Below are 24,255 nucleotides of genomic sequence, written 5' to 3' on the forward strand. Positions count from 1 at the left end.
CGCCACCACCCTGCGCGCCGAGGACCCGGTGGTGCGCGACCATCGCGTGCACGGTGTGCGGATCCTGCCGGGCGTGGTGTATCTCGACATGATCCTGCGCGCGGCGATGGCGGCCGGGTACCGGCCCGGCGAGCTGACGATCCGAGAGGCGTTGTTCCAGCGTCCGGTCGCCCTCGCCGACGACGGCGCGGTGCGCATCGCGTTCCGCGTCGATCGTCCGACCGGCCGGATCGCCATCGACGTACAGAGCCTGGACGCGAAAGGCGTGCCGGTCGGAGCGATCGAGCCCGTCGCGGAATGCGTTGTGCTGCGGTCCGATTCCGCCGACCAGCCGCCGGGGATCGATGCGGCCGAGTTCCGGGCGGCGTCGCATGCGCGCGGCATGGCGGAGCTGTACGCCCAGACCGGCGGCCGCGGTATCGATCATCGCGAATTCATGCGTGCCACCGGACATTTCGTCCGCCGCGACGATGTGGTCACCGCGACGCTGGGTCTCGGTCCCGAGGCCGCGGCGCATCTGCCCGGCTTCCTGCTGCATCCCACGTTCCTCGACGCCTCCACGATCGTGCCGTTCATCGATCCGCAGCGGCTCGGCGTGGACGACGACAGCGCGTTCATCCCCATCTTCTTCGGCGACGTCCGAGCCTGGCGCGCGACTCCCGAGGAGGTGTTCGTGCGGGCGGCGGTCCGCGGCGGCGGGCACGGCGGGGACCTGCTCGAAGCCGATGTGGCGCTCTACGACCGGGATGGGGCGCCGGTGGCGCGGTATCGGCTGACGTCCAAGCGTGTGCGTGGCAGCGCGGATATCCAGCGGTTGCTGACGCGGCCGGAGGCGGTATCGCCGGGGCAAGCCGCGCCGCGCCCGACGACTGTGCCGGTGGTCTCGGGTGATCCGCGTGCGGTGATCACCGCCGATCTGGCCGCTCTCGTGGCCGGTGAACTCGGCGCTGACGCCGCGGGGATCGCCACCGATGTCGGTTTCTACGAGCTCGGTTTGGATTCCGGTCGTCTGCTGCGGCTGACCGCCGAGTTGGAGGCGAGGGTCGGCGAGCCGCTGTATCCGACACTGCTGTTCGAGTACCAGACCATCGACGCGCTCGCCGGACATCTCGCCGACATCGTCGGCGCGAACTACCGCCCCGCCACCTCGGCCCCGGACACCGTGCCCATTGAATCCACCGTGGTCGCCGAGGTGGCGGCCCCGCCGACAGTGGACGAGGTCGCGTCGCCGGAATCCGTAGTGGCGGACGACCTCGTCGTTTTCGGGTTCGACTGGGAGACCGACACCACCACGCATCCGCGTCGGGAACCCACCAGCTTGCTCGTCTTCGACACCGCAGAGCACCCTTACCCGCACGGCGCGGCCGTGACTGTCATCCGAGTCCGTCCCGGTGGCGAGTTCGTCTCCGGTACAGACGCTTTCGTCGTCGACCCGGCGGACGCACGGCACATGGAGCTGCTGGCCGACCAGCTGACGGCCCGGCGGCTGCGTTTCGACGCAGCGGTGTATTTATGGCCCGAAACGACAGACAGTGACCCGCAGGCGCTGATCGAACGGGTGTACCTGCCGCTGCGCGATCTGCTGCGCGCGGTCGGGGGAGTGTCCGAACCGCCGGTGCGGCTGGTGCTGGCTCTCACACCGGCGACACCCGCGGGTGAATCGAGTTGCGCCCTCCTGGGTGGTGCGGCGCGCACACTGCGGCTGGAACAGCCGCAACCGGTGCTGCGGGCCATCCAACGCGACCCGGCCCGGCCGATCGACCACATCGTGGCCACCGAGCTGGGCGTCGACGAACGCGACCCCGCCACCGAGATCCGCTACCACGGCGCGGAACGCCAGATCCGCCGGACCCGCCCGCTCACCGATGCCACGCCGAGTTCCGGCGAGGCGGTGCTGCGCACGGGATCGGTGGTCGTCGTCACCGGGGGATTCGGCGGGATCGCCCGGCACCTGGCCCTCCGCCTCGCCGCCGAGCACAGCGCACGGCTGGTGCTGGTATCGCGCCGTCCGCTCGACGCGGCGGCCGCGGGACTGCTGGCCGAGCTCGGCGAACTCGGCGCGGAAGCCGTACACGTGCGCGCCGACGTGTCGGTCGCGGCCGACGCCGAACGCGTCGCCGCGATCGCCCACGCAACCTTCGGGCCGGTCGACGTGCTCTACCACGGTGCTGGTCAGTTGCGCGACGGACTGCTGTCCGGCAGCAGCCGCGACGACGCGAGAACCGTTCTCGCACCGAAGGTCTACGGCGTCGAGCACTTGACGCGGGCGTTGCCGGAGACCCACCTGACCGTGTTGTTCTCCTCGGTCTCCGCGGTGCTGGGCAACCCCGGGCAAGCCGATTACGCGGCGGCCAACCGCTATCTCGACATCTTCGGCGAACAGCGCGACCGAGCCGGAAGCAGGACGATCAGCATCGGTTGGCCGCTGTGGGCCGAGGGCGGCATGCGTCCGCCCGCCGAGCAGATCGCGGCGCTGCGGCGCGCCGGTGTGGGACTGCTGCCCACCGCGACCGGACTGGACCTGCTGGTGTCCTGCGCGACGCTCCACCGCGCACATCTGGCCGCGGTATGGGGCCGGAGCGACATCCTGCGAGCACGACTACAACCGGCAACCGCACCGTCCGACGCGCCACCCGCGCCGGTAGATGCGCATCACACGACCGTGGCGGTCCACGAGCATCGCAAGTCCGTCGAGGAGCCCATCGCGATCGTCGGAATCAGCGGCCGCTACCCCGACGCGGAGGACATCGAGGAGTTCTGGCGCAATCTGCGCGACGGACACGACGCGGTCGGCCCGGTCCCCGCCGAACGCTGGTGGCTCACCGCCGCCCGAGGCACGCCCGGCGCGCCACCGATGACCGGCGGATTCCTGCGTGACGTGGGTGGTTTCGACCCCCAATTCTTCCGCATCCCGCCGGTTCAGGCGCCGCTGCTGGACCCGCAGGAGCGGTTGTTCCTGCAGCAGGCGTACGCGGCGCTGGAGCACGCCGGCTACCACCACACCGACCCGGCCGTGCGAGACCGCCGGGTGGGTGTGTTCGTAGGCGCCACCTGGAGCGACTACCGGCTGCTCGGAGTGGCGGCCAGCCGCGACGGCGATCCGGTCGCGGTGGCCTCGATCCCGTCGTCCATCGCCAACCGCACCTCCTACACCCTCGGTCTGCGCGGACCGAGCCTCACCGTGGACACCGCGTGTTCGGCGTCGCTGACCGCACTGCATCTGGCGCGGCGCAGCCTGCTCGACGGCGAATGCCACGCGGCGCTCGTCGGCGGGGTGAACCTGCTGCTGCACGAGGACAAATTCCTGCTGCTGCACAGCCTGGGCATGATGTCCGAGAGCGGCCGGTGCAGGCCCTTCGCCGCGAGCGCCGACGGCTATGTGCCCGGCGAAGGCGTCGGGGTGCTGTATCTGAAGCCGCTGTCGGCCGCCCGCGCCGACGGTGACACCATCCACGGCTTGATCCTCGGCAGCGCGGTGAATCACGGCGGGCAGACCTCCGGATACAGCGTGCCGCATCCCGGGGCACAAGCCGACGTGATCGGCGAGGCCCTGCGCGCCGCCGGGGTCGACCCCGCCACGATCGACTACCTCGAGGCGCACGGAACCGGGACACCGCTCGGCGATCCGATCGAAATAGCCGGGCTGGCCGCCGCTTTCGGCGAGACCGGCGGCGGCCGCTCCCGCGCACTCGGGTCGACGAAGTCGAACATCGGCCACCTGGAAGCGGCCGCGGGCGTCGCGGGTCTCACCCGGGTGCTGTTGCAGCTGCGCCACGGCCTGATCGCGCCGACATTGCATGCCGCACAGGTCAATCCGGCCATCGCGTTCAACTCGGTGCCGTTCCACTTACCGCGTGAACTGGAGGATTGGCCGCGCCGCACGGTCGACGGCGTCGCGGTGGCGCGGCGCGCGGGTATCAGCGCCTTCGGGGCGGGCGGCGCCAACGCTCACGTGGTGCTCGCGGAGTTCATCGACGACCGAGTGCGTCCGGCCGCCACCGGTGAACCCGAGATCTTCGTGCTGTCCGCGCGCACTCCGGAGCGGCTGCGCCGCTACGCCGAGATCATGGCACGGCACTTCCGCACCCTCGACCCCGCGGATTTCCTCGACGCGGTGCGCACCTTGCAAGTGGGCAGGCCCGCACTGGCCCACCGGCTCGCGGTGGTCGCGTCCTCGCCGCTCGAGGTGGCCGACGCGCTGGACCGGTTCGGCACCGACCAGCTCGGCCCTGTGGTCACCGGCACCGTGGACGCGCACACCCGGCCACCGCTGTACGCGCCCGCGGCCGGCGAGGAGGAGCTGGCCAGGCAGTGGGTCGCGGGCGCCGATGTCGACTGGCGTGGACGCGGCGGCCCGAGGCAACGAATCCCGCTGCCCGGCTATCCTTTCGAGCGCACCGACTACTGGATCATCGCACCGCCGCGTGCGGGGTTCGATGCCGCGGTGGAGCGGTTCGACGCGTCCGTCCGGCCCGCGGGCACGGTGGAGCCCGGTAAAGCCGAACTCGGCCGCTACGCGGCGATGCTGCTGCTGGCCACCTTCGCCGGAATGGGGCTCACGCCGGGGGAGTGGACCACGCGCTCGCTGGACGCGCGCCTGGGTGTGCGGCCCGAATTCGACCGGCTACGCACCAGCTGCCTGGACATTCTGCGGCGACACGGGCTGGTGCGATGGCACGAGGGCCGGATCGAAGTCGCCGGCCCGCCACCGGGCACCAGCGGGATGCGCGCGGACTTGCTCGCCCGTTTCCCGGAGACCGAACCGTACGTGGCCTTGCTCGATGCCTGCCTGGCCGCCTATCCGCGCGTACTGCGCGGCGAGCTGTCCGCGACCGAGGTGCTGTTCCCCGGCGGGGATCTCGAACTGGTCGGCGCGATCTATCGCGGCAACGCCGCCTACGACTTCACCAACGGCTTGCTCGCCGGATTGGTGTCGGCGGTCGCGCAGCGGGATGGCGATACCCGGCCGGTGCGGATCGTGGAAGTCGGTGCGGGCACCGGCGGTTCCACGCACGCGGTGCTCGACGCGCTCACCGAACGCGGGATCGCGTTCGACTATCACTACACCGACGTGTCGCACAGTTTCCTCGCGCACGGGCGACGCACCTTCGGCACGCGCTCACACGTGCGGTTCGGGGTGCTGGACATCGAGGCGGATCCGGTCGCGCAAGGGTTCCCCGCGCACCAAGCCGATCTGGTGATCTGTGCCAACGTCCTGCACGCGACGCGGTCGATCGACGCGACATTGCGCAACGTCCGGCGGCTGCTCGCGCCGGGCGGTGTGCTCGCCTGCACCGAGGCGACCACCGACCTGGAGGTCCTCGCTCTGACCTTCGGGCTGTTGGAAGGCTGGCACTCCTACCGCGATCCCGAGGTGCGTCTCCCGCACTCACCGTTGCTGTCCGAACCGCAGTGGCGCGACGCCATGACCACCGCGGGTTTCTCCGGCGTTCGCGCGTGGGGCCCCGGGCTTTCCGCGGACCCGGAGCCGAGTTTCCGGCTGCTGGCCGCGGTGAGCGCCGACCTCGTGAAACCATCGGCCGAGCCCGTGCCCGTCGCGCAACCCGGCCTCGCGAAGATCAAGGAACCGTCGGAACGCGTGGACACCGAAGCGGCGACCGTGGTCGGCACCGCCGCCGCCTTGGAAGCCGAGCTCATCGCCCTCGTGGCCGCCGGCCTCGGCGTGGCGCGCGGCGACGTGCGCGCGGAACTGCCGCTGTCGGAGTACGGCGTGGATTCCATTCTCGCGGTGAAGATCATCGATCGGGTCAATGCCCGCTACGACTTGGCGCTGCGACCCACGGTGGTATTCGACCATCCTTCGGTGCGTCTGCTCAGCAGGCACATGGCCGAACAGGGCGCCACCGCGGACGGCGGCGCGGCTGTCGTCACCGGCGTGGCTGCTTCCGCAACTCCAACCGCCACGGCGCCCGCGCGGCCCAGCGAAAGGTCGGCATCGATGGACATCGCCATCATCGGCATGTCCGGGCAATTCCCGGGCGCGGCGAACCTCGACGAGTTCTGGCGCAATCTCGCCACCGGGCGAGACGCGGTGACCGAGATTCCCGCCGCCCGCTGGCCGATCGCCGAGCACTTCCGTCCGGGACCGGCGACGCCGGGCAAGACCTACTCCAAGTGGGGCGGCTTCCTCGACGGCGTCGAGCAGTTCGATCCGGCGTTCTTCGACATGGTGCCCGCCGAAGCCGATTACATGGACCCGCAGCAGCGGTTGTTCCTGGAACACAGCCGACTGGCCATCGAGGACGCCGCCATCGATCCGAAGTCGTTGCGGCGCAGCCGATGCGGAGTGTTCGCGGGCTCACCGGGGTCGGACTACGCCACCCTGCTGCGCAACCGCGGAACGGTCGGCTCCCATCATGTGTTCACCGGTAACAGCCCGGCCATCCTGCCTGCCCGCGTGGCCTATCACCTGGATCTCACCGGCCCGTGTCTCGGGCTGGACACCGCCTGTTCCTCGGCGCTGGTCGCGTTGCACCAGGCCTGCCGCAGTCTCGCCGCGGGCGAGTCGGAGTTGGCGCTGGCCGGGGGTGTCGCGGTGTTCGTGACACCCGAATACCACCTGCTCGCCTCATCGATGGGCATGCTCTCACCACGCGGCCGATGCGCGAGTTTCGATGCCGACGCCGACGGTTTCGTGATCGCAGAGGGTGTCGGTGTGGTGGTGCTCAAGCCGTTGGCCGCCGCCGAACGCGACGGCGACCCGATCCACGGGGTGATCCGCGGTATCGGCATCAACCACGACGGCCGCACCAACGGCATCACCGCACCCAGCGTTCGCTCGCAGACCGAACTGGAACTGGCGGTGTATCGCGACGGCGGGATCGATCCGTCCACCATCGGTTACGTCGAAACGCACGGCACCGGAACGCGGTTGGGCGACCCGATCGAACTCGAGGCACTCACCGCGGCCTTTCGCCGCTACACCGACGCGGTCGGCGTCATCCCGGTGGGATCGGTGAAATCGAACATCGGGCACGCCTCGCACGCCGCGGGCATGGCGAGCCTGTTCAAGGTGCTGCTGGCCATGCGCGCCGGACAGGTGCCGCCCTCGCTGCACGTCGCTTCGGTGAATCCGCTGCTCGGATTGGAGCAGTCGCCGTTCTTCGTCAACACCGAACTGCGCGCCTGGGACGGCGCGCCACGGCGAGCCGCGATCAGTTCCTTCGGTTTCAGCGGCACCAACGCGCACCTGGTGGTCGACGGCGCACCGGTCGTAGCGACCGCACGGCGCGCGGGGCCGGGGGAACCGCAGGTGGTGGTGCTCTCCGCGCGCAGCGCTACGAGCCTGTCGCGGATGGCGCGGACGCTGCGCAGGCATCTCACGGCGCATCCGGACCTGTCGCTCGCCGACGTCGCGCGCACGCTCGCGGTCGGGCGCAGCGAATTCGAGCATCGGCTCGCGGTGGTCGGGGATTCGGTGGATGCGGTCGTGGCCCGGCTTGCCGCCTTCGCCGACGGCGACCGGCCTGCCGGGGTCTACACCGGAACGACCGATACCCCCGCCGCGGATCACGACACTGCCACCGTGCTGGACGACCCGGAGGCGGTGGCACAGCAATGGGTCGAGGGCGGGCACGTCTCACATGCGGGCTGGGCCGACCCGGCCGCGCGCCGTATTCATCTGCCCGGCTACGAGTTCGACCGGGAACGGTGCTGGGCACCGGACATGAGCGCCCCGTCGTCCGAGCACACGGCGCGCCCGTCGCAGAGCTCCGTTGTCGGCGACGCTCAGGACCTCGCCGCGACGCGGCGCACCGCAGCCCCATCGACCGGCGCGGAGCCACGCGAGCTCAGCACCGCCGCACCGGTGGCATCCGGCACGTCCACGGTCGAGCCGGCACTCGATAGCTCTGCGACATTCTCGCAACCTGTCGAAGGCTCACCGGTGCACGCGACCCGGAAAGCCGCTGCGCTCCAGGACAACAGCGCGCTCCAGCGCGCTGCCGACGATCGGCCTCGTGGACTTGCGGCGCCTGATCATGCCCTGCCCACACCGCCGGACCCCGCGCAGCGACGGCAGTCCGCCGAGACCTACCTCAAAGGCCTGCTCGCCGAGTACTGCCGACTCGATCCGCAGCGGATCCGCACCCGAATCCCGCTGCAGGACTACGGCATCGACTCGGTGCTGATCAGCAAGATGAACGACCGGCTGGAAACCGATTTCGGACCGATGCCGAGCACGCTGATGTTCGAATACCAGACCGTCCGCGACCTCGCGGGCTACCTCGCCGACGAGCACGGGCCGCGGCTGGCCGCCGTCACCGAGGACACGACGACCGCAACCGCGTCATCCGGCGGCGCACCGGTGGGCAAGGTCGCCTCCGAGCCCACCGCTCCCGCCGAGCATTCCGCCGACGACGCGGACGACGCCGAGGACATCGCCGTCATCGGCATGGCGGGCAAGTTCCCGATGGCGGGGGACATCGAGGAGTTCTGGGCCAACCTGGTCGCCGGTCGCGACTGCATCGTCGAGGTGCCGCCGCAACGCTGGGATCACCGCGAATACCTGTCCGACGATCCCGACGAACCGGGCACCACCTACGCGCGCTGGGGCGGATTCATCGATGACGTCGACAAGTTCGACGCTCGCTTCTTCGGCATCACCCCCAAAGACGCCGAGGAGATGGACCCGCAGCAACGGCTGTTCCTCGAAACCTCCTGGGCGGCTTTGGAAGACGCTGGCTACTCGCCCGATCGGGTACGCCGCAGCGCCGCAGCACGCGGCCTGCCGGATGCCGGCGTCTTCGCCGGGGTCGGCTACGCCGAGTATCAGGCGTTCGTCGGCGTGCCGATCTCGGGGTATTTCGCGGTGGCGAATCGGGTGTCCTACCACTTCGGCTTCACCGGACCGTCTCTCGCGGTCGACACGGCATGCTCGGCGTCGCTGACCGCGTTGCATCTGGCCTGCGAGAGCCTGCGCCGCGGCGAAGCGGCCTACGCGCTGGCCGGTGGGGTGAACGTGTCGATCCATCCCGGCAAGTACTTGCTGCTCGGCTACGGCCGCTGGGCATCCACCGACGGCCGCTGCCGGACGTTCGGCGCGGGTGGCGACGGCTACGTGCCGGGCGAGGGTGTGGTCACGTTGGTCCTCAAACCGCTGCGGCACGCACGCGCCGACGGTGACCGCGTTTACGGCGTGATCCGGGGCAGCACCATCAACCACGGCGGGCGCACCAACGGGTTCACCGTCCCCAACCCCGTCGCCCAGGCCGACCTCATCGGCCGAGCCCTGACCGCGGCACGCGTCGACGCGGCCGACATCGGCTACGTGGAAGCCCACGGCACCGGTACCGCGCTGGGCGACCCGATCGAGATCGCGGCCCTCACCAAGGCCTACCGGCGCTCGACGGCGGAGCAGGGCTACTGCGGCATCGGCTCGGCGAAATCCAGTGTCGGACATCTGGAAGCGGCGGCGGGCGCGGCGGGCGTGGTCAAGGCCCTGCTGCAACTGCGCCACGACACCATCGCGCCGAACCTGCACAGCGATCCGCCGAACCCGGGAATCGACTTCGCGGCGACACCGTTTCACGTCATCGACCGGCCCACGCCCTGGCCGCGCCCCGGCGACGGCACACCACGCGTCACCGCCGTCAGCTCGTTCGGCGCGGGAGGCTCCAACGCCCACATGATCCTCACCGACGCCGAGCCCGTCGCGGCAACGCCGGAAGATGGGCGGCCGAGGATCGTGGTGTTGTCGGCCCGCGACGCCGACCGGCTGGCGGAGCTGGCCGTCCGCACCGCCGATCGGCTTCGCGATCACCCGCTCTGCCCGATGTGGCGTGGACGCTGGCCGTCGGCCGGACACCGTTCGAACATCGCCTCGCGGTGGTCGCCACCTCGACGGCCGAACTCGTCGAACTACTCGACAGCACGGCCGATTCCAGCGCACCCGCACCGGCGGAGGGACTACTGGTCTTCCGCGGCGTGGCCCGCACCCACCGCGACCTCGACGAGCTGCCCGGCGAATCGGATGCCGACCGCGCCGAAGTGGGCGCCCTGCTGCGGTCGGGCAACCTGCCGCGAGTCGCCGAGCTGTGGGCCGGCGGATGGACCGTGGACTGGGAACAGGGCTACGAGCAGCCGTTCGGCCGGATCCTGAGTCTGCCCGGTTATCCGTTCGCCCGGCGCAGGTACTGGATCGTGCCCGAGGACTACCGCAGACGCACACCGCACGTGGTCGCGAAGACGGTGGTCACGCAGGAGCTCGAGCCACCGCAGTCGGAGCAGCGCAACGGGCACTCACCGAACGGCACAGCGCTTCACGACGTTGCGGCACCGCCGGAACCGGTCGAAACGCCCACCGCCGAAGTCGCCGCACCGGCCGTCACCGAGCCCTCCGGTGACGAATTCGACAGCGAGTTGTGCGACCGGCTCGCCGAGCACATCCGGGAGATCTTCGCCGATCTGACCAAGACCGACCCGGCCGACCTCGACCTCGACGCGGAATTCGCCGACTTCGGATTCGACTCGGTGGCCACCGTACGGATGCTCAACCGGCTGATGAAGCACTACGACGTCAAGATCCCGGCGGAATCGACCGAGCTGCATCCGACGATCGCGTCGCTGTCGCACTATTTGGTGGCCGAAGGCATCATCTCCGGCACGGCACGCGACGATGGCCCACGCCCGACCGTGGCCGCCGCGGCCACAGCGGCCCAGCAGGACATCCCCGTGGTGACGATGGAGGTCCCGATCCCGGTGCGGTCGGTCTTCATCACCGGCGTGACCGGCGTGCTGGGCGGCAAGCTGCTGCACGATCTGCTCACCCGCACCGACGTCCGGGTGACCTGCCTGGTGCGCGGCAAGACCGTGGCCGCGGCCGAGCAGCGGATCAAGCACTTCCTGAGCACCTACGACCCGGAGGCGACCCTCGACGAGGCGTTCGCCGAACGCGTCACCGCGGTGCTCGGCGACGTCTCCAGCGAACGGCTCGGCCTGGACGAGGTCACCTGGCGGCGGCTGGCCGACGACGTGGACTTGACCATCCACGCCGCGGGCCGCACCACCTTGGTCACCTTCTACGACGCCTTGGCCCCGATCAACGTCGAAGGAACGCGTCGCGCGGTGGAATTCGCGTTGCGCTCGCGCGGCAAGTACCTGGTGTACGTCTCGAGCTTCAGCGCGCTGGGCGATCGGCTCAACTTCAACAACCCGCCGTTCACCGAGCGGGATCTCGAACTGGGCCAGGGCTACGATCATCTGCCCTACCAGCAGACCAAATACGAGTCCGAGAAGCTGATCCGGGCGGCGAGCGAACGCGGACTGCTGTGGGACATCGTTCGCCCCGGCAACATCATGGGCGACAGCCGGACAGGCCGGTACCCGTTCTCCGAGGTCAGCGTCAAAGGCGCGTACTACGACATCCTCAAGACGATGATCGAGACCGGCGAGACGATGCTGACGCCGGTGCACTGGGACATCAGTCCGGTCGATTATGTCAGCGCCGCGATCGTGCACATCGCCACACGCCGCGCCACTTACCGGGAGACCTACCACCTGACCAATCCGGACATCCGCCGCTACTACGACGTGGTCCGCTACGTCCAGCGCGCCGGGTACGAGGTGGCATTGGTGCCGCTGGAGGAATTCCACCGCAGAGCCACCGATCGGCAGATCTACCGGCTGGGCACCGACGAGGTGTACGACAGCCAGACCCTGGAGATGTTCAAGTACGGCATCGAGCTGTTCGGCACCATCCACTACGAGGAGAGTTCCTACGCCGACTGCACCTACACCCGCCGGGTGCTCGGCGCGGCGGGCATCGACTGCCCGCCGACCGAGGATCTGGTGCGGGTGTACCTGGCGCACTGTGCCGAGGTGGGCTACATCCCCGCGCCCCGCGGGGCCGAGCCGACCGCGGAGGTGCTGCGGTGAGCTGCACGATCGTCTTCCCGGGGCAGGGTGCGCAGCGCACCGGGATGGGAGCGGATTTCTGCGCCGAATTCCCGCTCGCGCGAGACACTTTCGCCGAGGCCAGCGACGCGGTGGGCGAAGACCTGCTGCGGATCTGCGTCGAGCGGGATCCGCGACTGCATCGCACGGAGTACACCCAGCCGTGCGTGCTGACGATGGAGATCGCCACCTACCGGGTGCTGGTGAGCGAATCCGGCTGGCAGCCGGTCGCTTTCGGCGGGCACAGTCTCGGCGAGTATGCAGCGCTGGTCGCGGCGGGTGTCTTCGATCTCGCCGACGGGGTACGGCTGGTGCGCACGCGCGGCGCGCTGATGCAGCGCGCGGTGCCGGAGGGCGCGGGCGCGATGGCCGCGCTGATCCTGCCCGGCATCGCCGACTCGGGGGTGACCGATCTGGTGGCCGAGGCGGGCGTCGAGGTGGCCAACGACAATTCCACCGATCAGCTGGTCATCAGCGGTGAACGCGACGCTGTGTCGGCCGCACGTGGCGTGCTCGGCGAGCGCTTCCCGGAACTGCGGTTCGTCCCGTTGCGGGTCAGCGCGCCGTTCCACTCCCGCTGGATGCGCGGCATCGAGGACGAGTTCGCCGGGCATCTGGCCGAATGCGCACCGCGCATGCGGGCCGAGCGCGCGGTCGCGGTGACCTCGAACTACACCGGGGAGTTCCATCGGCCCGAAACCGTCGCCGAGCATCTGGTCCGCCAGATCTCCGCCCCGGTGCGCTGGACGGCGAACATGCGAGCGTTGCTGCGCTCGGGCACACCCCGCTACGAGGTGGGCCCGTCGGCTCCGCTGTCGAAGTTCTTCGCGACGCTGGATGCCCCGGTGACCCGGATCGCGACGGTAGCTGATGTACGTGCGCTGCCCTTATCGAAAGCCGCTCCGGTTGAGGCGGTCTCGGCGGTTTCCTCGGCCGCCGCACTGACAGCGGCTCCGCCGGTCACACCGAGAACGGCTGTGCCGGTCGCACCGAAACCCGCTACGGCTGTTCCGGCCGCGATGACATCTCCGACGGCGGTTGCGGCGCAACCAATTCGCGAGGCGCAGGCGCTGACCATCCACCGCAAGAGCGCCGCGCCGCCGAGCCTGCGGTTGTTCTGCTGGCCCTTCGCCGGCGGTAAGGCGGCGGCCTACACGCCGTGGCGGCGCCAGCTGCCCGACTGGGTCGAGCTGTGCGTTCTGGAACTGCCCGCCCGCCAACGGCATCTGGCGCAGACGCCGATCCGGCGATTCACCGATCTGGTCGAGAGCGCGCTGACCGCGGTGCTGCCGCTGACCGATCTTCCGTTCGCGTTCTTCGGCCACAGCCTCGGCGCATTGGCCGCCTACGAGGTCGCCCGCCGCCTGCCCGAAGGGATCGCGCCACGCGCGTTGTTCCTCGGTGGCGCGGTGGCTCCGCATCTTCCCAGGCCGGGTCGGTTGTCGGAGCTGCCGGACCACGAGTTCGTCGCGGCGGTCGGCCATTACGGCGGCATCCCGCCGGAGGTTCGCGAGACCCCGGAGGTGATGGCGCTGTTCCTGCCCGCGTTGCGCAGCGACTTCGAGATCTTCGACGACTACCGATTCACACCCGCGGCCGCGCCGTCGTGCCCGGCCCACCTGTTCGGTGGTCGCGACGACCGCCAGGTCGCGACCTCCCAGCTGGAGGCCTGGCGCGACGTCCTGCCGGGACTGCGCTCCACCGAGCTGCTGCCCGGCGGCCACTTCTTTCTCGTCGAGCAGCGGGCAGCGCTGCTCGACTCGCTCGCGGACAAGCTCGCCGCTGTCCGCCCAGACGCGGTATCCGCCTGATGAAGGGATGCAGTAATGAAGGTCGAAGTCCTCACCCCGTCGTGCAACCTCGACACCGTCCGCGACGGGCGCGGTGGCATTTTCACCTGGGTCCCGCCGGAACCCCTGCTCGAGTTCAACCTGATCTACATGCACCCCGGCAAGGTGCGCGGCCTGCACTACCACCCGCATTTCGTCGAGTACCTGCTGTTCGTCGAGGGCAACGGCGTGCTGGTGACCAAGGACGACCACGAGGATCCGGACTGCCCGGAGGAGTTCATCCATGTGGGCAAGGGCATCTGCACGCGCACGCCGATCGGGGTGATGCACACCGTGTACTCGATCACCCCGCTGACCTTCGTCGCCATGCTCACCAAGCCGTGGGACGAGTGCGATCCGCCGATCGTGCAGGTGGCGCCGCTGCCGCACACCTTGGAAGGCAAGTCGTGAGCGGGCGAATGCCGGTGCGGCCGACCAGCGCGACCGCCCGTGCCGGACAGGACCTCGCATGAGCGGGATGCGGGTGGCGGTGCTCGGCGCCGCGGGATACGTGGGCGCCGCACTGGTCGAGGCGCTCGGCAGGACGCGGCGATGGGAGGTCGTGCCCGTGGTGCGCGACGACCACGAATCCCACTGCACGGCAGGTCGTTACGACGTGCTGATCAACGCCGCCTGCCCGTCGAAGCGGTTCTGGGCCGAGCAGCATCCCGGCGACGATCGCCGGGAGACGGTGGACAAGACGCGCCTGCTGCGCGAGCAGTGGCGCTGGGACCGGTTCGTGCAGATCAGCAGCATCTCCGCACGGACCCAGCTGGACACGGTCTACGGGCGGCATCGCGCGGAAGCCGAGCGAATGTGTTCCGGCCGCGACACTTTCGTCGTCCGGCTCGGCCCGATGTACGGCGGCGACTACCGCAAGGGTGTGCTGGCGGACATGGCCGCCGACCGTCCGGTATTCGCCAGCGGCCGCTCCCGGCAGAGTTTCGCCCCGGTGGACTGGTGCGCCGACTGGATCGCCGCCCACCTGGAGGACACCGGCCTGCACGAGGTCGGCGCACGCACCACCGTGACGCTGGCGGAGGTCCGCGACGCGGTGGGCTCGTCCTCGCAGTTCGCCAAAGATTTTGTCGACGACCAGTTCCCGACCACCGCCACCGGCCCGGACTGGCCGGAGGCGGCGGCGGTGATCGACTGGCTGGCCGGGCGGAGGGTCAGCGATGCGCCGGCGAGGTGACGCGATGCCTGCCGGGGCGCAGGTACTTCTCCGCGCACAGCACCAGCAGGAAACGCACGCTGGTCGCGACATCGCGGGTGCGCATCTTGGACGCGCCCGCGGTGCGGTTGAGGACGTGGATCGGCACCTGTTCGATCCGGAAACCATTGGCGGCGAGGATGTAGAGACTTTCGAAGAAGAAGGAGTAGCCGGTCGAACGAACGCGATCGAAAGCCGCCACCGGAACCGTGTCCAACCGGTAGTATCGGAACGCGCCGGTGGCATCGTAGGGCATCCGCAGCAGTGTCACGGTGAGAAAATGCCCGACCCGGGTGAGGACCTTGCGGAAGGGAGTCCAGTCGGCGAGGCTGTCCTCTTTCAGATATCGCGATCCGACCACGATGTCGAAACCGTCGGAAGCGGCGCGCAATGCCGGAAGATACGACGGCGGATGCGCGAAATCGGAATCCATCGTGATGATGTGCGCATATCCCTGCGCGTATGCCCAGCGGATACCGGCCTGGTGTGCGGAGCCGACGCCTTGCCGTCCCGCCCTGTGCAGCACATGGATGCGGGGCGCGTGCTGTCGGGCCAGCTCATCGAGCAGATCTCCGGTACCGTCCGGAGAATTGTCGTCGACGAACAGGACGTCGAAATCGGAGCCCTGTTCCAAAATCTGAGCGAGCAACGGGCCCACGTTGCGACGCTCGTTGTACGTCGGAATCATTACCAGAGTTTTTTCGGAGGCCGCGCTCATGCAATCGAATTCTAATACCGGCGGCGACCGAAAGATAGGTATTGCCCGCCATTTGGCGACCGGTTAGTCTCGGGGCTGGAGGTTTGATGAGAAAGGCACTGATAACCGGCATCACCGGCCAGGACGGGTCTTATCTGACAGAATTCCTGTTGCAGCAAGGATATGAGGTGCACGGGATTGTCAGGCGTGCATCGAATTTCAATACCGACCGCATAGACCACCTGTATTCCGATACCCATTCCCAACGCCGGCTGTTCCTGCACTACGGGGATCTGATGGATTCCAGCAGTCTCAACCGGATCCTGGAGGACGTACGACCGGCGGAGATCTACAACCTGGGCGCGCAGTCGCACGTGCACATCTCGTTCCAGATCCCGGAGTTCACCGCGGAGACCAACGCCATCGGCACGCTGCGCATCCTGGACGCCATCCGCAAGACCGGCATCGCGACCCGGTTCTACCAGGCTTCGTCCTCGGAGCTCTACGGCGGCCTGCACGACGTGGCGCTCAGCGAGCGCACACCGTTCCATCCGCGCTCGCCGTACGCGGTGGCGAAGCTGTACGCGTACTGGATCACGGTCAACCACCGCGAGGCCTACGGGATGTACACGGTCAACGGCACCCTGTTGAACCACGAATCACCCAGGCGCGGCGAGGTTTTCGTCACCCGCAAGGTGACCAGGGGCGCGGTGCGCATCGCGCAGGGCAAACAGGAGAAGTTGTTCATCGGCAACCTGGACGCCCGCCGGGACTGGGGATACGCCAAGGAGTACGTCGAGGCGATGTGGCTCATGCTGCAACAGCCCGAACCCGACGACTACGTGATCGCCACCGGCGAGACGCACAGCGTGCGCGAGCTGTGCGAGACCGCGTTCTCCGCCACCGGTGTCGAATTGATATGGGAAGGAACCGGATTGACCGAGAAGGGGATCGACCGACGGACCTCGCGAGTGCTCGTCGAGGTCGATCCGACCTACTTCCGCCCCGCCGAGGTGCATCATCTCACCGGTGACCCGAGCAAGGCGCGCGAGAAGCTCGGGTGGCAGCCCCGGACGAGTTTCACCGAGCTCGTCGAGTTGATGGTCGCCCACGATATGGAGAACGCGTGACGCAAGCAGTGGCGGTGCAGGGCTGCCGGGTGTGCGGGAACACCCGGCTCGAAACGGTCGTCGACCTCGGCACGATGGCGTTGACGGGAGTGTTCCCGGCCACCGAACCGACCGAGGTGCCGCGCTACCCGTTGGAGTTGGTGCGCTGCGTGCCCGAAGGCAGCGAGGAGTGCGGGCTGGTGCAGTTGCGCCACACCGCGGACTTCGGCGAAATGTATTCGCCCGGCTACGGATACCGCTCCGGGCTGAATCGATCGATGATCGAGCACCTCGCCCACCGGGTGGACAGGATCCGGCAGCGGGTGTCACTGGCACCGGACGACGTGGTGATCGACATCGGCAGCAACGACGCGACGTTGCTGCGCGCCTATCCGGAAGGGTCGGCGACGATTCTGGGCATCGACCCGCTGGGGGAGAAGTTCCGCCGGTTCTATCCGCCGCACGTGCGGTTGGTGACCGGTTACTTCGACCACGAGCTGGCCGAATCGGTGCTCGAGGGGCGGCGGGCCAAGGTGATCACCTCGATCGCCATGTTCTACGACGTCCCGCGCCCGCTGGAGTTCATGCGCGCGGTGTACGACAGCCTCGCCGACGACGGCATCTGGGTGCTCGAACAGAGCTATCTGCCCGCGATGCTGGCCACCACCTCCTACGACACCATCTGTCACGAGCACCTCGAGTACTACACCCTCGACCAGATCGAGTGGATGGCGCGGCGGTGCGGATTCGTGGTGCTCGAGGTGGAACGCAATACCGTCAACGGCGGCAGCTTCGCACTCACACTCGGCAAGCAAGGGGTCGCCTCGCCTGCCGACGCCGCCGCGCTGGATCGGATGCGCCACGAGGAGTCCGCGCTCGGGTTGCACACCTCGCAGCCGTACGCGGAATTCGCCAAACGGGTCGACCAGCACCGCGAACAGGTCCGGGAGTTCTTCGACCGCTCCCGCAAGGCCGGTCTGCGCACGCTCGGGTACGGAGCCTCCACGAAAGGCAACGTGGTGCTGCAGCACTGCGGGATCGGGCCGGAGGATCTGGCGTGCATCGCGGAGGTCAACGACGACAAGTTCGGCAAGTTCACCCCCGGCAGCGCGATCCCGATCGTGTCCGAGGAGCAGGCGCGTGCCATGGCGCCCGACCAGTTCTTCGTGCTGCCTTGGCATTTCCGCACCATGATGCTGGAGCGGGAGAGCGCTTTCCGCGCGGCGGGCGGGCGGTTGGTGTTCCCGCTGCCGGAACTGGACGTGGTGTGAGATGACCATCGTCGTCACGGGCGCGGCCGGGCAGGACGGCACGCTGCTGTCGGACCTGCTCGCCGGGCGCGGCGAGCGCGTGCTGCGCATCGGCCGCGACGGCCCGGTCGACATCACCGACGCCGCCGCGGTCGAGGAACTCGTCGCCGCCGAACGCCCCCAGCAGGTCTACCTGCTGGCGGCGGTGCAACATTCCTCGCAGGACGACCACGGCGACCCGCACGAGCTGGCCCGCGCCTCGCATCGGGTGAACACGCTGCCGGTGCAGCATTTCGCGGAGGCGATCGATCGCCACCGCACCGGCACCCGCCTGTTCTACGCGGCCTCGTCGCACGTCTTCGGCTCCGACGGCGACGCGGTGTGCGACGAGAACAGCGGGCTGCGGCCGGACTCCATCTACGGGGTGACCAAAGCGGCCGGCCTGCTGGCCTGCCGCGCCTACCGTGCCCGCGGCGTCTTCGCGGCGGCCGGCATCCTGTTCAACCACGAATCTTCCCTCCGAGCAGAGAAATTCGTCACCCGCAAGATCGTGCGCGCCGTCGCCAGGATCCAGCGCGGTGAGACCGGCGCGGTGGAGGTGGGCAGGCTGGACGCGGGCGCCGACTGGGGATACGCCCCGGACTACGTCGAGGCGATGACGCGGATCCTGGCGCTCGACGCGCCGGACGAGTTCGTCGTCGCCACCGGCGAACACCACACGGTCGCGCAGTTCTGCGCGGCGGCGTTCGGCATGGCCGGACTGGACTGGCACGACCATGTCCGCGAACGCTCCTCGGTGCTCACCCGCGGCGGGCGACCGCGAGTGGGTGAGGCGAAGAAGTTGCGCGCGCGGACCGGGTGGCGCCCATCGGTGGATTTCCACGGCATGGTGCGGGCCATGCTCGTCGCCGAGGGCGTGCGCCTTGCTGAGCAATCGAGGCCGGTACGCACCGGCGGAACGGATGGATGACGTGACCCTGAACGACGAGAACGTTCTCGCCGCCCACTTGATCTCCGTCGCCGACGGCGTCCCCGAGGAGACCGCCGCCCGGATCGGCGAGATCGGCACCGAGACCGTCGCCGACGCGGTGCTGAAGGAGATCGCCTGGCGCGCGGGCTACGGCGCCCGCCCGGGACAACCGGTGACCGCGGTGTTCGAGTTGACCCACGAGGGCAAGCAGCTGGACTACCTGGTCACCTTCGGCGCCGAGGACCCCGCGGTCGCGCCGGGCACCCTGGAGGATCCGTGGCTGGTGGTGCGCCAGGATCTGGTGGAGTTGCTGCGCGCGGTCTACGGACCGCCCGACGCCGCCCTTGGCACCCGCGCCATCACGATCAAGGACGAGCCGGGGCCGGGCAGTTTCGCGCCCGACGACCCGTGGCGACTGGCCCGCGACGCCGCCGCCGTAGCCGCCGACCGCATCGTCACCGCCTGCCGTCCCCACCACTACGACCTCAACGCGCTGTCGCTGCACTTCGGTTCGGACAAGTGGGGCGGGCACTGGTACACCCAGCACTACGAGCGGCACTTCGCGCCGCTGCGCCACAGCCGGGTCCGCATCCTCGAACTGGGCATCGGCGGATACACCGCCCCCGACGTCGGCGGCGCGTCGCTGCGGATGTGGAAGCAGTACTTCCGCCGCGGCCTGGTGTTCGGGCTGGACTACTTCGACAAGTCCGGCATCGCCGAGCCGCGCCTGCAACCCCTGCGCGGCGATCAGGGCGACCCGGCGTTCCTCGACGGGCTCGGCAACTCCCTCGGCCCGTTCGACATCATCATCGACGACGGCAGCCACATCAGCGGCGACGTGATCGCCTCGTTCGGTGCGCTGTTCGCCCACCTGCGGCCCGGCGGACTGTACGTGGTGGAGGACACTCAGACGTCCTACTGGTCGGGCTGGGGCGGAAGCAGCACCGCGACCGACGATCCGGCCACCACCATCGGTTATCTGAAAACCCTGGTGGACGCGCTGCACCACCAGGAATTCGAGAAGGAATCCGGCCGGGCGGCAGGCGCTTTCGACGACTGGATCGGGGCGCTGCACTTCTACCACAACATCGTGGTGATCGAAAAACGCCGCACTGCCGAGCAATCGGCTCCATCATGGGTGCCTCGGCACACCAATCCGATGGAGTGGATGAAGCCGAAGGAGTGATCGGATGAAGTTTCTAGTCGTGCCGGTGCCCTCGTCGGGCCATCTGCTGGCGATGGTGCCGTTCTGCTGGGCGCTGCGCCAGGCAGGCCACGAAGTGCTGGTCGCCTCGCGCAACGACGTGACGGCGACGGCGCTGCGCTCGGGGCTCAACGCCGTCGAGGTGACCGCGCTGGACGTGCCGATGGACCAGTTGCGCACCCAGGTGAACCCGGGCATGTTCCCGCTGCCGCTGTTCGCCGACCGCGACCAGTCCAGCGGACAGGGCTTGTGGCAGATCGCCGCGCAGAATTGGCACAACCACGCCCGCCAATACCTCGAGACATTCGCCGCGGTGGCCACCGACTGGGGCGCGGAGGTGATCCTCACCGACCCGCTGGCCACCATCGGCCGCGCGCTCGGCGCGCAACTGGAGCTGCCGGTGCTGGTGCACCGCTGGGGCATCGACCCCACCGGCGGTCCCTTCACCGACCGCACCGCCGCACTCGCCGAGGAGGCGGGCACTCGGCTGGCCGATCCGGTCGCCGTGCTCGATATCTGCCCGCCGCGGCTGCAAGCGCCCGACGCTCCGCCGAGCATCCGGCTGGGCTACGTCCCGTTCAACGGCACCGGCGTGCTGCCGCCGTGGCACCGCAACCAGCACGGCCGCAAACGGATCGCGGTCTGCATGGGCGGCAGCACGCTCGGCCTGACCGGTCCCCGGCCGCTGCAGTCCGTGCTCGCCGCGCTGGCCGCCTTCGACGACGCGGAGGTCATCGTCGCGCTCTCGGCACCGGACCGGGCCACGGTCGGCGAACTGCCCGACCATGTCCGTGTCGTGGAAGAGGTTCCGCTGAACCTCTTCCTGTCCAGCTGCGATCTGCTCGTGCATCACGGCGGCTCGACCACCGGCCTCACCGCAGGCTGGTTCGGCCTACCGCAACTGGTGCTGCCGCAGATGTTCGACCAGTTCGATTACGCCAGGGGCCTGGTGCGCAGCGGGGCCGGGCTGGCCGCCGAGACCGCTGCCGGGCAAGGCGACGTCGAGGCGCTCACCACCGCGATCCGCACGCTGCTGCGCGAGCCGCGTTTCCGCGCCGCCGCCGAACAGATCGGCGCCGACCTGCGCGCCGCACCCGCACCCGGCGACGTGGTGTCCCAAGTTGTTCCGCAGCTGGCCGAGCACGCCGGAGCAGCGACCAGATAGACCGTCCGCGCGGCCCGAACCGGGCGGCGCGGGAACCGAAAGCCGTAGGTTGCAGATGATATCCAGGACATGGACCAGGTTCCGTGGTTCGCTCGACTACTACGCCGCGATGTACGCGGTGTTCGTGGTCGGCATTCTCGTCCCCGTCGTGATGATCGTGCTCGCGCTCACCGGCCTACCGGGCCCCGTGACCGCCGTGCTCGGCATCGTGTGCGCGGCGGTGCTGTTCGTGCTGTTCGTGCCGAGGGTGCCCGACGAGTGGCGGGAGGTGGTGCGCAGCAAACCGATCGTGGTGCGGGTGCTGTGGAGCCTGGTGATCGTGCTCGTCGTCGCGGTCCTGGCCCGGTTGACGCAGTTCATCCTCGACGCCGACAACGTGGACGCCTCGCTGTCGGCCGACGACGACTTCCTGGTCAAGAAGACCCACCTGTCCGGCTACATCAGCGGCGCGCTCATGGCCGAACACGACCCGGCCGGTCTCTACGTCCGTCACCGTTACGAGTCGCCCCACGCGGATTCGATCCTGCCCGCGGTGACACCGCAGGATCGCGACGCCTACCTCTACCCGCCGCCGTTCCTGCTGCTGCCGCGATTGCTGCTGCTGTTCAGCCACGACTTCGCCACGCTGCGGGCGCTGTACTACTCGCTGTATGTGGCGATCGTGCTGGTGGCCATGTTCGCCATCGCCCGCTGGGTCGGCGGCAGGCAGGGCGGGGTGCTGGCGGCGCTGACCCCGGTGGTGTGGGTCAGCCTGCCGACGCTGGCGACCATGCAGATCGGCAACGTCCACGTGCTGGTGCTGTATGTGGGCGGTGCGGGCGCGATGGCGCTTTTCCATCTGCGGCGCAATATCTTCGGCGGCGCGGCGCTGGCGTTCGCGATCGTCGCCAAGGTGTCCCCGGCGATTCTGCTGGTCTATCTGCTGGTCCAGCGGCGCTGGCGGCCCGCGGCCTGGACGGCCGTGTTCGGCGGCCTGTATTCGCTGGCGACGTTGGCGATCTTCGGTTGGGAGCCGTGGCGGCGGTTCTTGTCCGACGGCACCTGGAAGCGGCTGGCCAGCGGGGAGTTCCACCAGTTCGTGCTGGTCGAACGCGCCAATCAGCTGGTCAACTATTCGCCGTTCGGGCTGCCCTACAAGGCGAACATCATGGGCTGGGACATCGGCGATCCGGTCGGTCCCGCACGCGTGATCACCAACGTCTACACCTTGCTGCTGCTGATCCTGGTGGCGGTCACCGCGGTGCGCATCCACCGGCGGCTGTCGGCGGGGGCCGAAGGGCCGCGGGTGCGCGCCGAGCAGCTGGCCATCTGGCTGGCGGTGCTGACGCTGGCGTCGTTCCGCGCGCCGTTCGGGCCGTGGGTGTACATCGCGGTGGGCGCGGTGTGGATGCTGGCGGTGTACGCGGGGCTGATGCGCGGCGGCAAACGCACCGTCGCACTGCTGACGGTGGCCTGGCTGATCATCGCGGTCTACAACGAGAACGTCTACTTCACGCTGGTGGCGCAGACGATCATCTACGTGGCCTGCTTCTTCGTGGCCTGGCGGGCGAGCGCGGGCACCGAGCCGGAACCCACTCCGCCGCAGGAGGACTCCGCACAGACGGAACGGGTCGCCGCGGCATGAGCACCTATTGTGTGATCGGCGCGGGCGCGGCCGGTCTGGCGACCGCACGCGAATTCGCCGCGCACGGCTTGGATTTCGAGGTGCTCGAAGCGGCCGACGGTATCGGCGGGATCTGGGACGCCCGGCGCCCGGACTCGCCGGTCAGCCGCAACACTCACGTGATCGCTTCCAAAGGGGTGCAAGCGTTCTCGGGTTTTCCGATGCCCGAAGACTATCCCGACTATCCCGGCCACGAACTCGTGCTGCGCTACCTCAACGCCTACGCCGACGCCTTCGAGCTGTGGCCGCGGATCCGGTTCAACACCGCGGTGCAGCACGTCAAGCCCAGCGGTGACGGCTGGTCGGTGACGCTGGCCGACGGATCCGAGCGACACTACGCGGGAGTCGTCATCGCCACCGGCCACGACCGCACCCCGCGCCGCATCGACATCCCCGGCTCGGGCACGGTGCCCGTGCTGCATTCGAGCGAGTACCGCGATCCCGAACAGGTGCTCGGCAAGCGGGTGCTGGTGATCGGGGCCGGGCAGTCGGCGGCCGACATCCTGTCCGACTGCGCGGTCAACGCCGCGCTGACCCTGCACAGCAGCAGGCGCGGGTTCTACTGCATGCCCAAGTACATGCTTGGCCGCCCGACCGACAGCATGCTGCAGGGCCGGATGTGGCGGCCGCTGCGCAAGCGGGCCTTCGAGCGGCTGTTCTCCTATCTGCGCGGCCGCTCCCGCTCGTTCGGGCTGCCGGTGCCCGATTTCGCCGAGGGCATCGTCATCCCGATGCTCGGCGACCAGTTGCACCACTACTACACGCACGGCGACATCACACCCAAACCCGACGTCACATCGATCGACGACGACCGGGTGACGTTCGCCGACGGCAGCGAGGAGAAAGTCGACCTGGTGGTGCTGGCCACCGGTTTCGTGCCGAACTACCCCGTCGTCGACCGAACTCTGTTGAACTGGGCCGACGGCAGCCTGCGACCGGGTCTGTATCTCAACATCTTTCCGCCGCACACCCGCGACTTGTTCGTGATCGGGATGGTGCGGCCGATCGGCTCGCACTGGGACGTCTACGAGAAGCAGGCGGAGTTGGTCGCCGAATATCTGCGCGCCAAGGCGAACGACCCGGCGCGGGTCGAGCGTTTCGACCGCGCCACCCAGGGCCGCCGGCCCGACCTGTACGCCGGGCTGCGGCTCTATCACGCCGACCAGTACCCGCTGGTGGTGGAGAAACAGGACTACGTGAACCAGCTGCGCAAGCACGCCAAGCTCTTGAAGTGAAAGGTCG

General features: G+C 69.1%; 12 protein-coding genes and 2 pseudogenes (1 of these 14 cut by a window edge). 13 read left to right on the top strand and 1 reads right to left on the bottom strand.

What is annotated here, in order from left to right; genetic code table 11:
* The 6 genes and pseudogenes from ACWEO7_RS05070 to ACWEO7_RS05095 form a co-directional block, all read left to right on the top strand.
* Window positions 1-9,775 (top strand): annotated as a pseudogene (locus tag ACWEO7_RS05070) (SDR family NAD(P)-dependent oxidoreductase) (its annotated part extends 26 nt beyond the left edge of the window); the annotation flags it as partial.
* A 20-nt stretch (window positions 9,776-9,795) separates the two neighbouring features.
* Window positions 9,796-9,843, top strand: a pseudogene (locus ACWEO7_RS05075) (hypothetical protein); the annotation flags it as partial.
* A gap of 102 nt (window positions 9,844-9,945) precedes the next feature.
* Entirely contained in the window at window positions 9,946-11,895 is a 1,950-nt protein-coding gene (locus ACWEO7_RS05080; RefSeq protein ID WP_452421065.1) for a thioester reductase domain-containing protein, read from the top strand.
* Window positions 11,892-13,724 carry a thioesterase domain-containing protein gene (locus ACWEO7_RS05085; protein WP_452420901.1) on the top strand — a complete coding sequence of 611 codons (1,833 nt, stop codon included), beginning with the start codon at window positions 11,892-11,894 and terminating at the stop codon, window positions 13,722-13,724. The genes ACWEO7_RS05080 and ACWEO7_RS05085 overlap by 4 nt, the downstream gene beginning before the upstream one ends.
* Before the next feature lie 15 nt (window positions 13,725-13,739).
* Window positions 13,740-14,153, top strand: coding sequence for a cupin domain-containing protein (locus tag ACWEO7_RS05090; protein ID WP_450017369.1), 414 nt, complete (start codon window positions 13,740-13,742; stop codon window positions 14,151-14,153).
* A 58-nt stretch (window positions 14,154-14,211) separates the two neighbouring features.
* A complete protein-coding gene (locus ACWEO7_RS05095; protein WP_452420903.1) occupies window positions 14,212-14,937 on the top strand; it encodes a hypothetical protein in 726 nt (241 codons plus the stop codon).
* Here ACWEO7_RS05095 and ACWEO7_RS05100 read toward each other — a convergent pair.
* Window positions 14,915-15,643 carry a polyprenol monophosphomannose synthase gene (locus tag ACWEO7_RS05100; RefSeq protein WP_397077952.1) on the bottom strand — a complete coding sequence of 243 codons (729 nt, stop codon included), beginning with the start codon at window positions 15,641-15,643 and terminating at the stop codon, window positions 14,915-14,917. The two genes, ACWEO7_RS05095 and ACWEO7_RS05100, sit on opposite strands and share 23 nt — an antisense overlap.
* A gap of 116 nt (window positions 15,644-15,759) precedes the next feature.
* Here ACWEO7_RS05100 and gmd point away from each other — a divergent pair, with 116 nt between their 5' ends.
* Genes gmd through ACWEO7_RS05135 form a run of 7 tightly spaced genes read left to right on the top strand, consistent with a single transcriptional unit; the run spans window position 15,760 to window position 24,248 of the window.
* A complete protein-coding gene (gmd, locus tag ACWEO7_RS05105) occupies window positions 15,760-16,782 on the top strand; it encodes a GDP-mannose 4,6-dehydratase (protein WP_452420904.1) in 1,023 nt (340 codons plus the stop codon).
* Entirely contained in the window at window positions 16,779-18,032 is a 1,254-nt protein-coding gene (locus tag ACWEO7_RS05110; protein WP_452420906.1) for a class I SAM-dependent methyltransferase, read from the top strand. The genes gmd and ACWEO7_RS05110 overlap by 4 nt, the downstream gene beginning before the upstream one ends.
* Before the next feature lies 1 nt (window position 18,033).
* Entirely contained in the window at window positions 18,034-18,981 is a 948-nt protein-coding gene (locus ACWEO7_RS05115) for a GDP-mannose 4,6-dehydratase (protein ID WP_452420908.1), read from the top strand.
* 1 nt (window position 18,982) lies between these two features.
* Window positions 18,983-20,167 carry a class I SAM-dependent methyltransferase gene (locus tag ACWEO7_RS05120; RefSeq protein WP_452420910.1) on the top strand — a complete coding sequence of 395 codons (1,185 nt, stop codon included), beginning with the start codon at window positions 18,983-18,985 and terminating at the stop codon, window positions 20,165-20,167.
* Window positions 20,168-20,171: 4 nt separating this feature from the next.
* On the top strand, window positions 20,172-21,350 hold the full coding sequence (locus tag ACWEO7_RS05125) for a nucleotide disphospho-sugar-binding domain-containing protein (protein WP_452420912.1): 1,179 nt from the start codon (window positions 20,172-20,174) through the stop codon (window positions 21,348-21,350).
* Between the two features lie 55 nt (window positions 21,351-21,405).
* Window positions 21,406-22,974, top strand: coding sequence for a glycosyltransferase family 87 protein (locus tag ACWEO7_RS05130; protein WP_452420914.1), 1,569 nt, complete (start codon window positions 21,406-21,408; stop codon window positions 22,972-22,974).
* Window positions 22,971-24,248, top strand: coding sequence for a flavin-containing monooxygenase (locus tag ACWEO7_RS05135; RefSeq protein ID WP_452420916.1), 1,278 nt, complete (start codon window positions 22,971-22,973; stop codon window positions 24,246-24,248). Before ACWEO7_RS05130 ends, ACWEO7_RS05135 begins: the two co-directional genes overlap by 4 nt.
* The last annotated feature ends 7 nt before the right edge of the window (window positions 24,249-24,255 follow it).

The sequence above is a fragment of the Nocardia sp. NPDC004260 genome, assembly GCF_053603155.1.

Excerpts from the sequence above, each read along its gene's own strand:
- ACWEO7_RS05090 (WP_450017369.1), top strand. The coding sequence starts at position 13,740 with ATGAAGGTCGAAGTCCTCACCCCGTCGTGCAACCTCGACACCGTCCGC.
- ACWEO7_RS05095 (WP_452420903.1), top strand. The coding sequence starts at position 14,212 with ATGAGCGGGATGCGGGTGGCGGTGCTCGGCGCCGCGGGATACGTGGGC.
- ACWEO7_RS05100 (WP_397077952.1), bottom strand. The coding sequence starts at position 15,643 with ATGATTCCGACGTACAACGAGCGTCGCAACGTGGGCCCGTTGCTCGCT.
- gmd (WP_452420904.1), top strand. The coding sequence starts at position 15,760 with ATGAGAAAGGCACTGATAACCGGCATCACCGGCCAGGACGGGTCTTAT.
- ACWEO7_RS05115 (WP_452420908.1), top strand. The coding sequence starts at position 18,034 with ATGACCATCGTCGTCACGGGCGCGGCCGGGCAGGACGGCACGCTGCTG.
- ACWEO7_RS05125 (WP_452420912.1), top strand. The coding sequence starts at position 20,172 with ATGAAGTTTCTAGTCGTGCCGGTGCCCTCGTCGGGCCATCTGCTGGCG.
- ACWEO7_RS05130 (WP_452420914.1), top strand. The coding sequence starts at position 21,406 with ATGATATCCAGGACATGGACCAGGTTCCGTGGTTCGCTCGACTACTAC.
- ACWEO7_RS05135 (WP_452420916.1), top strand. The coding sequence starts at position 22,971 with ATGAGCACCTATTGTGTGATCGGCGCGGGCGCGGCCGGTCTGGCGACC.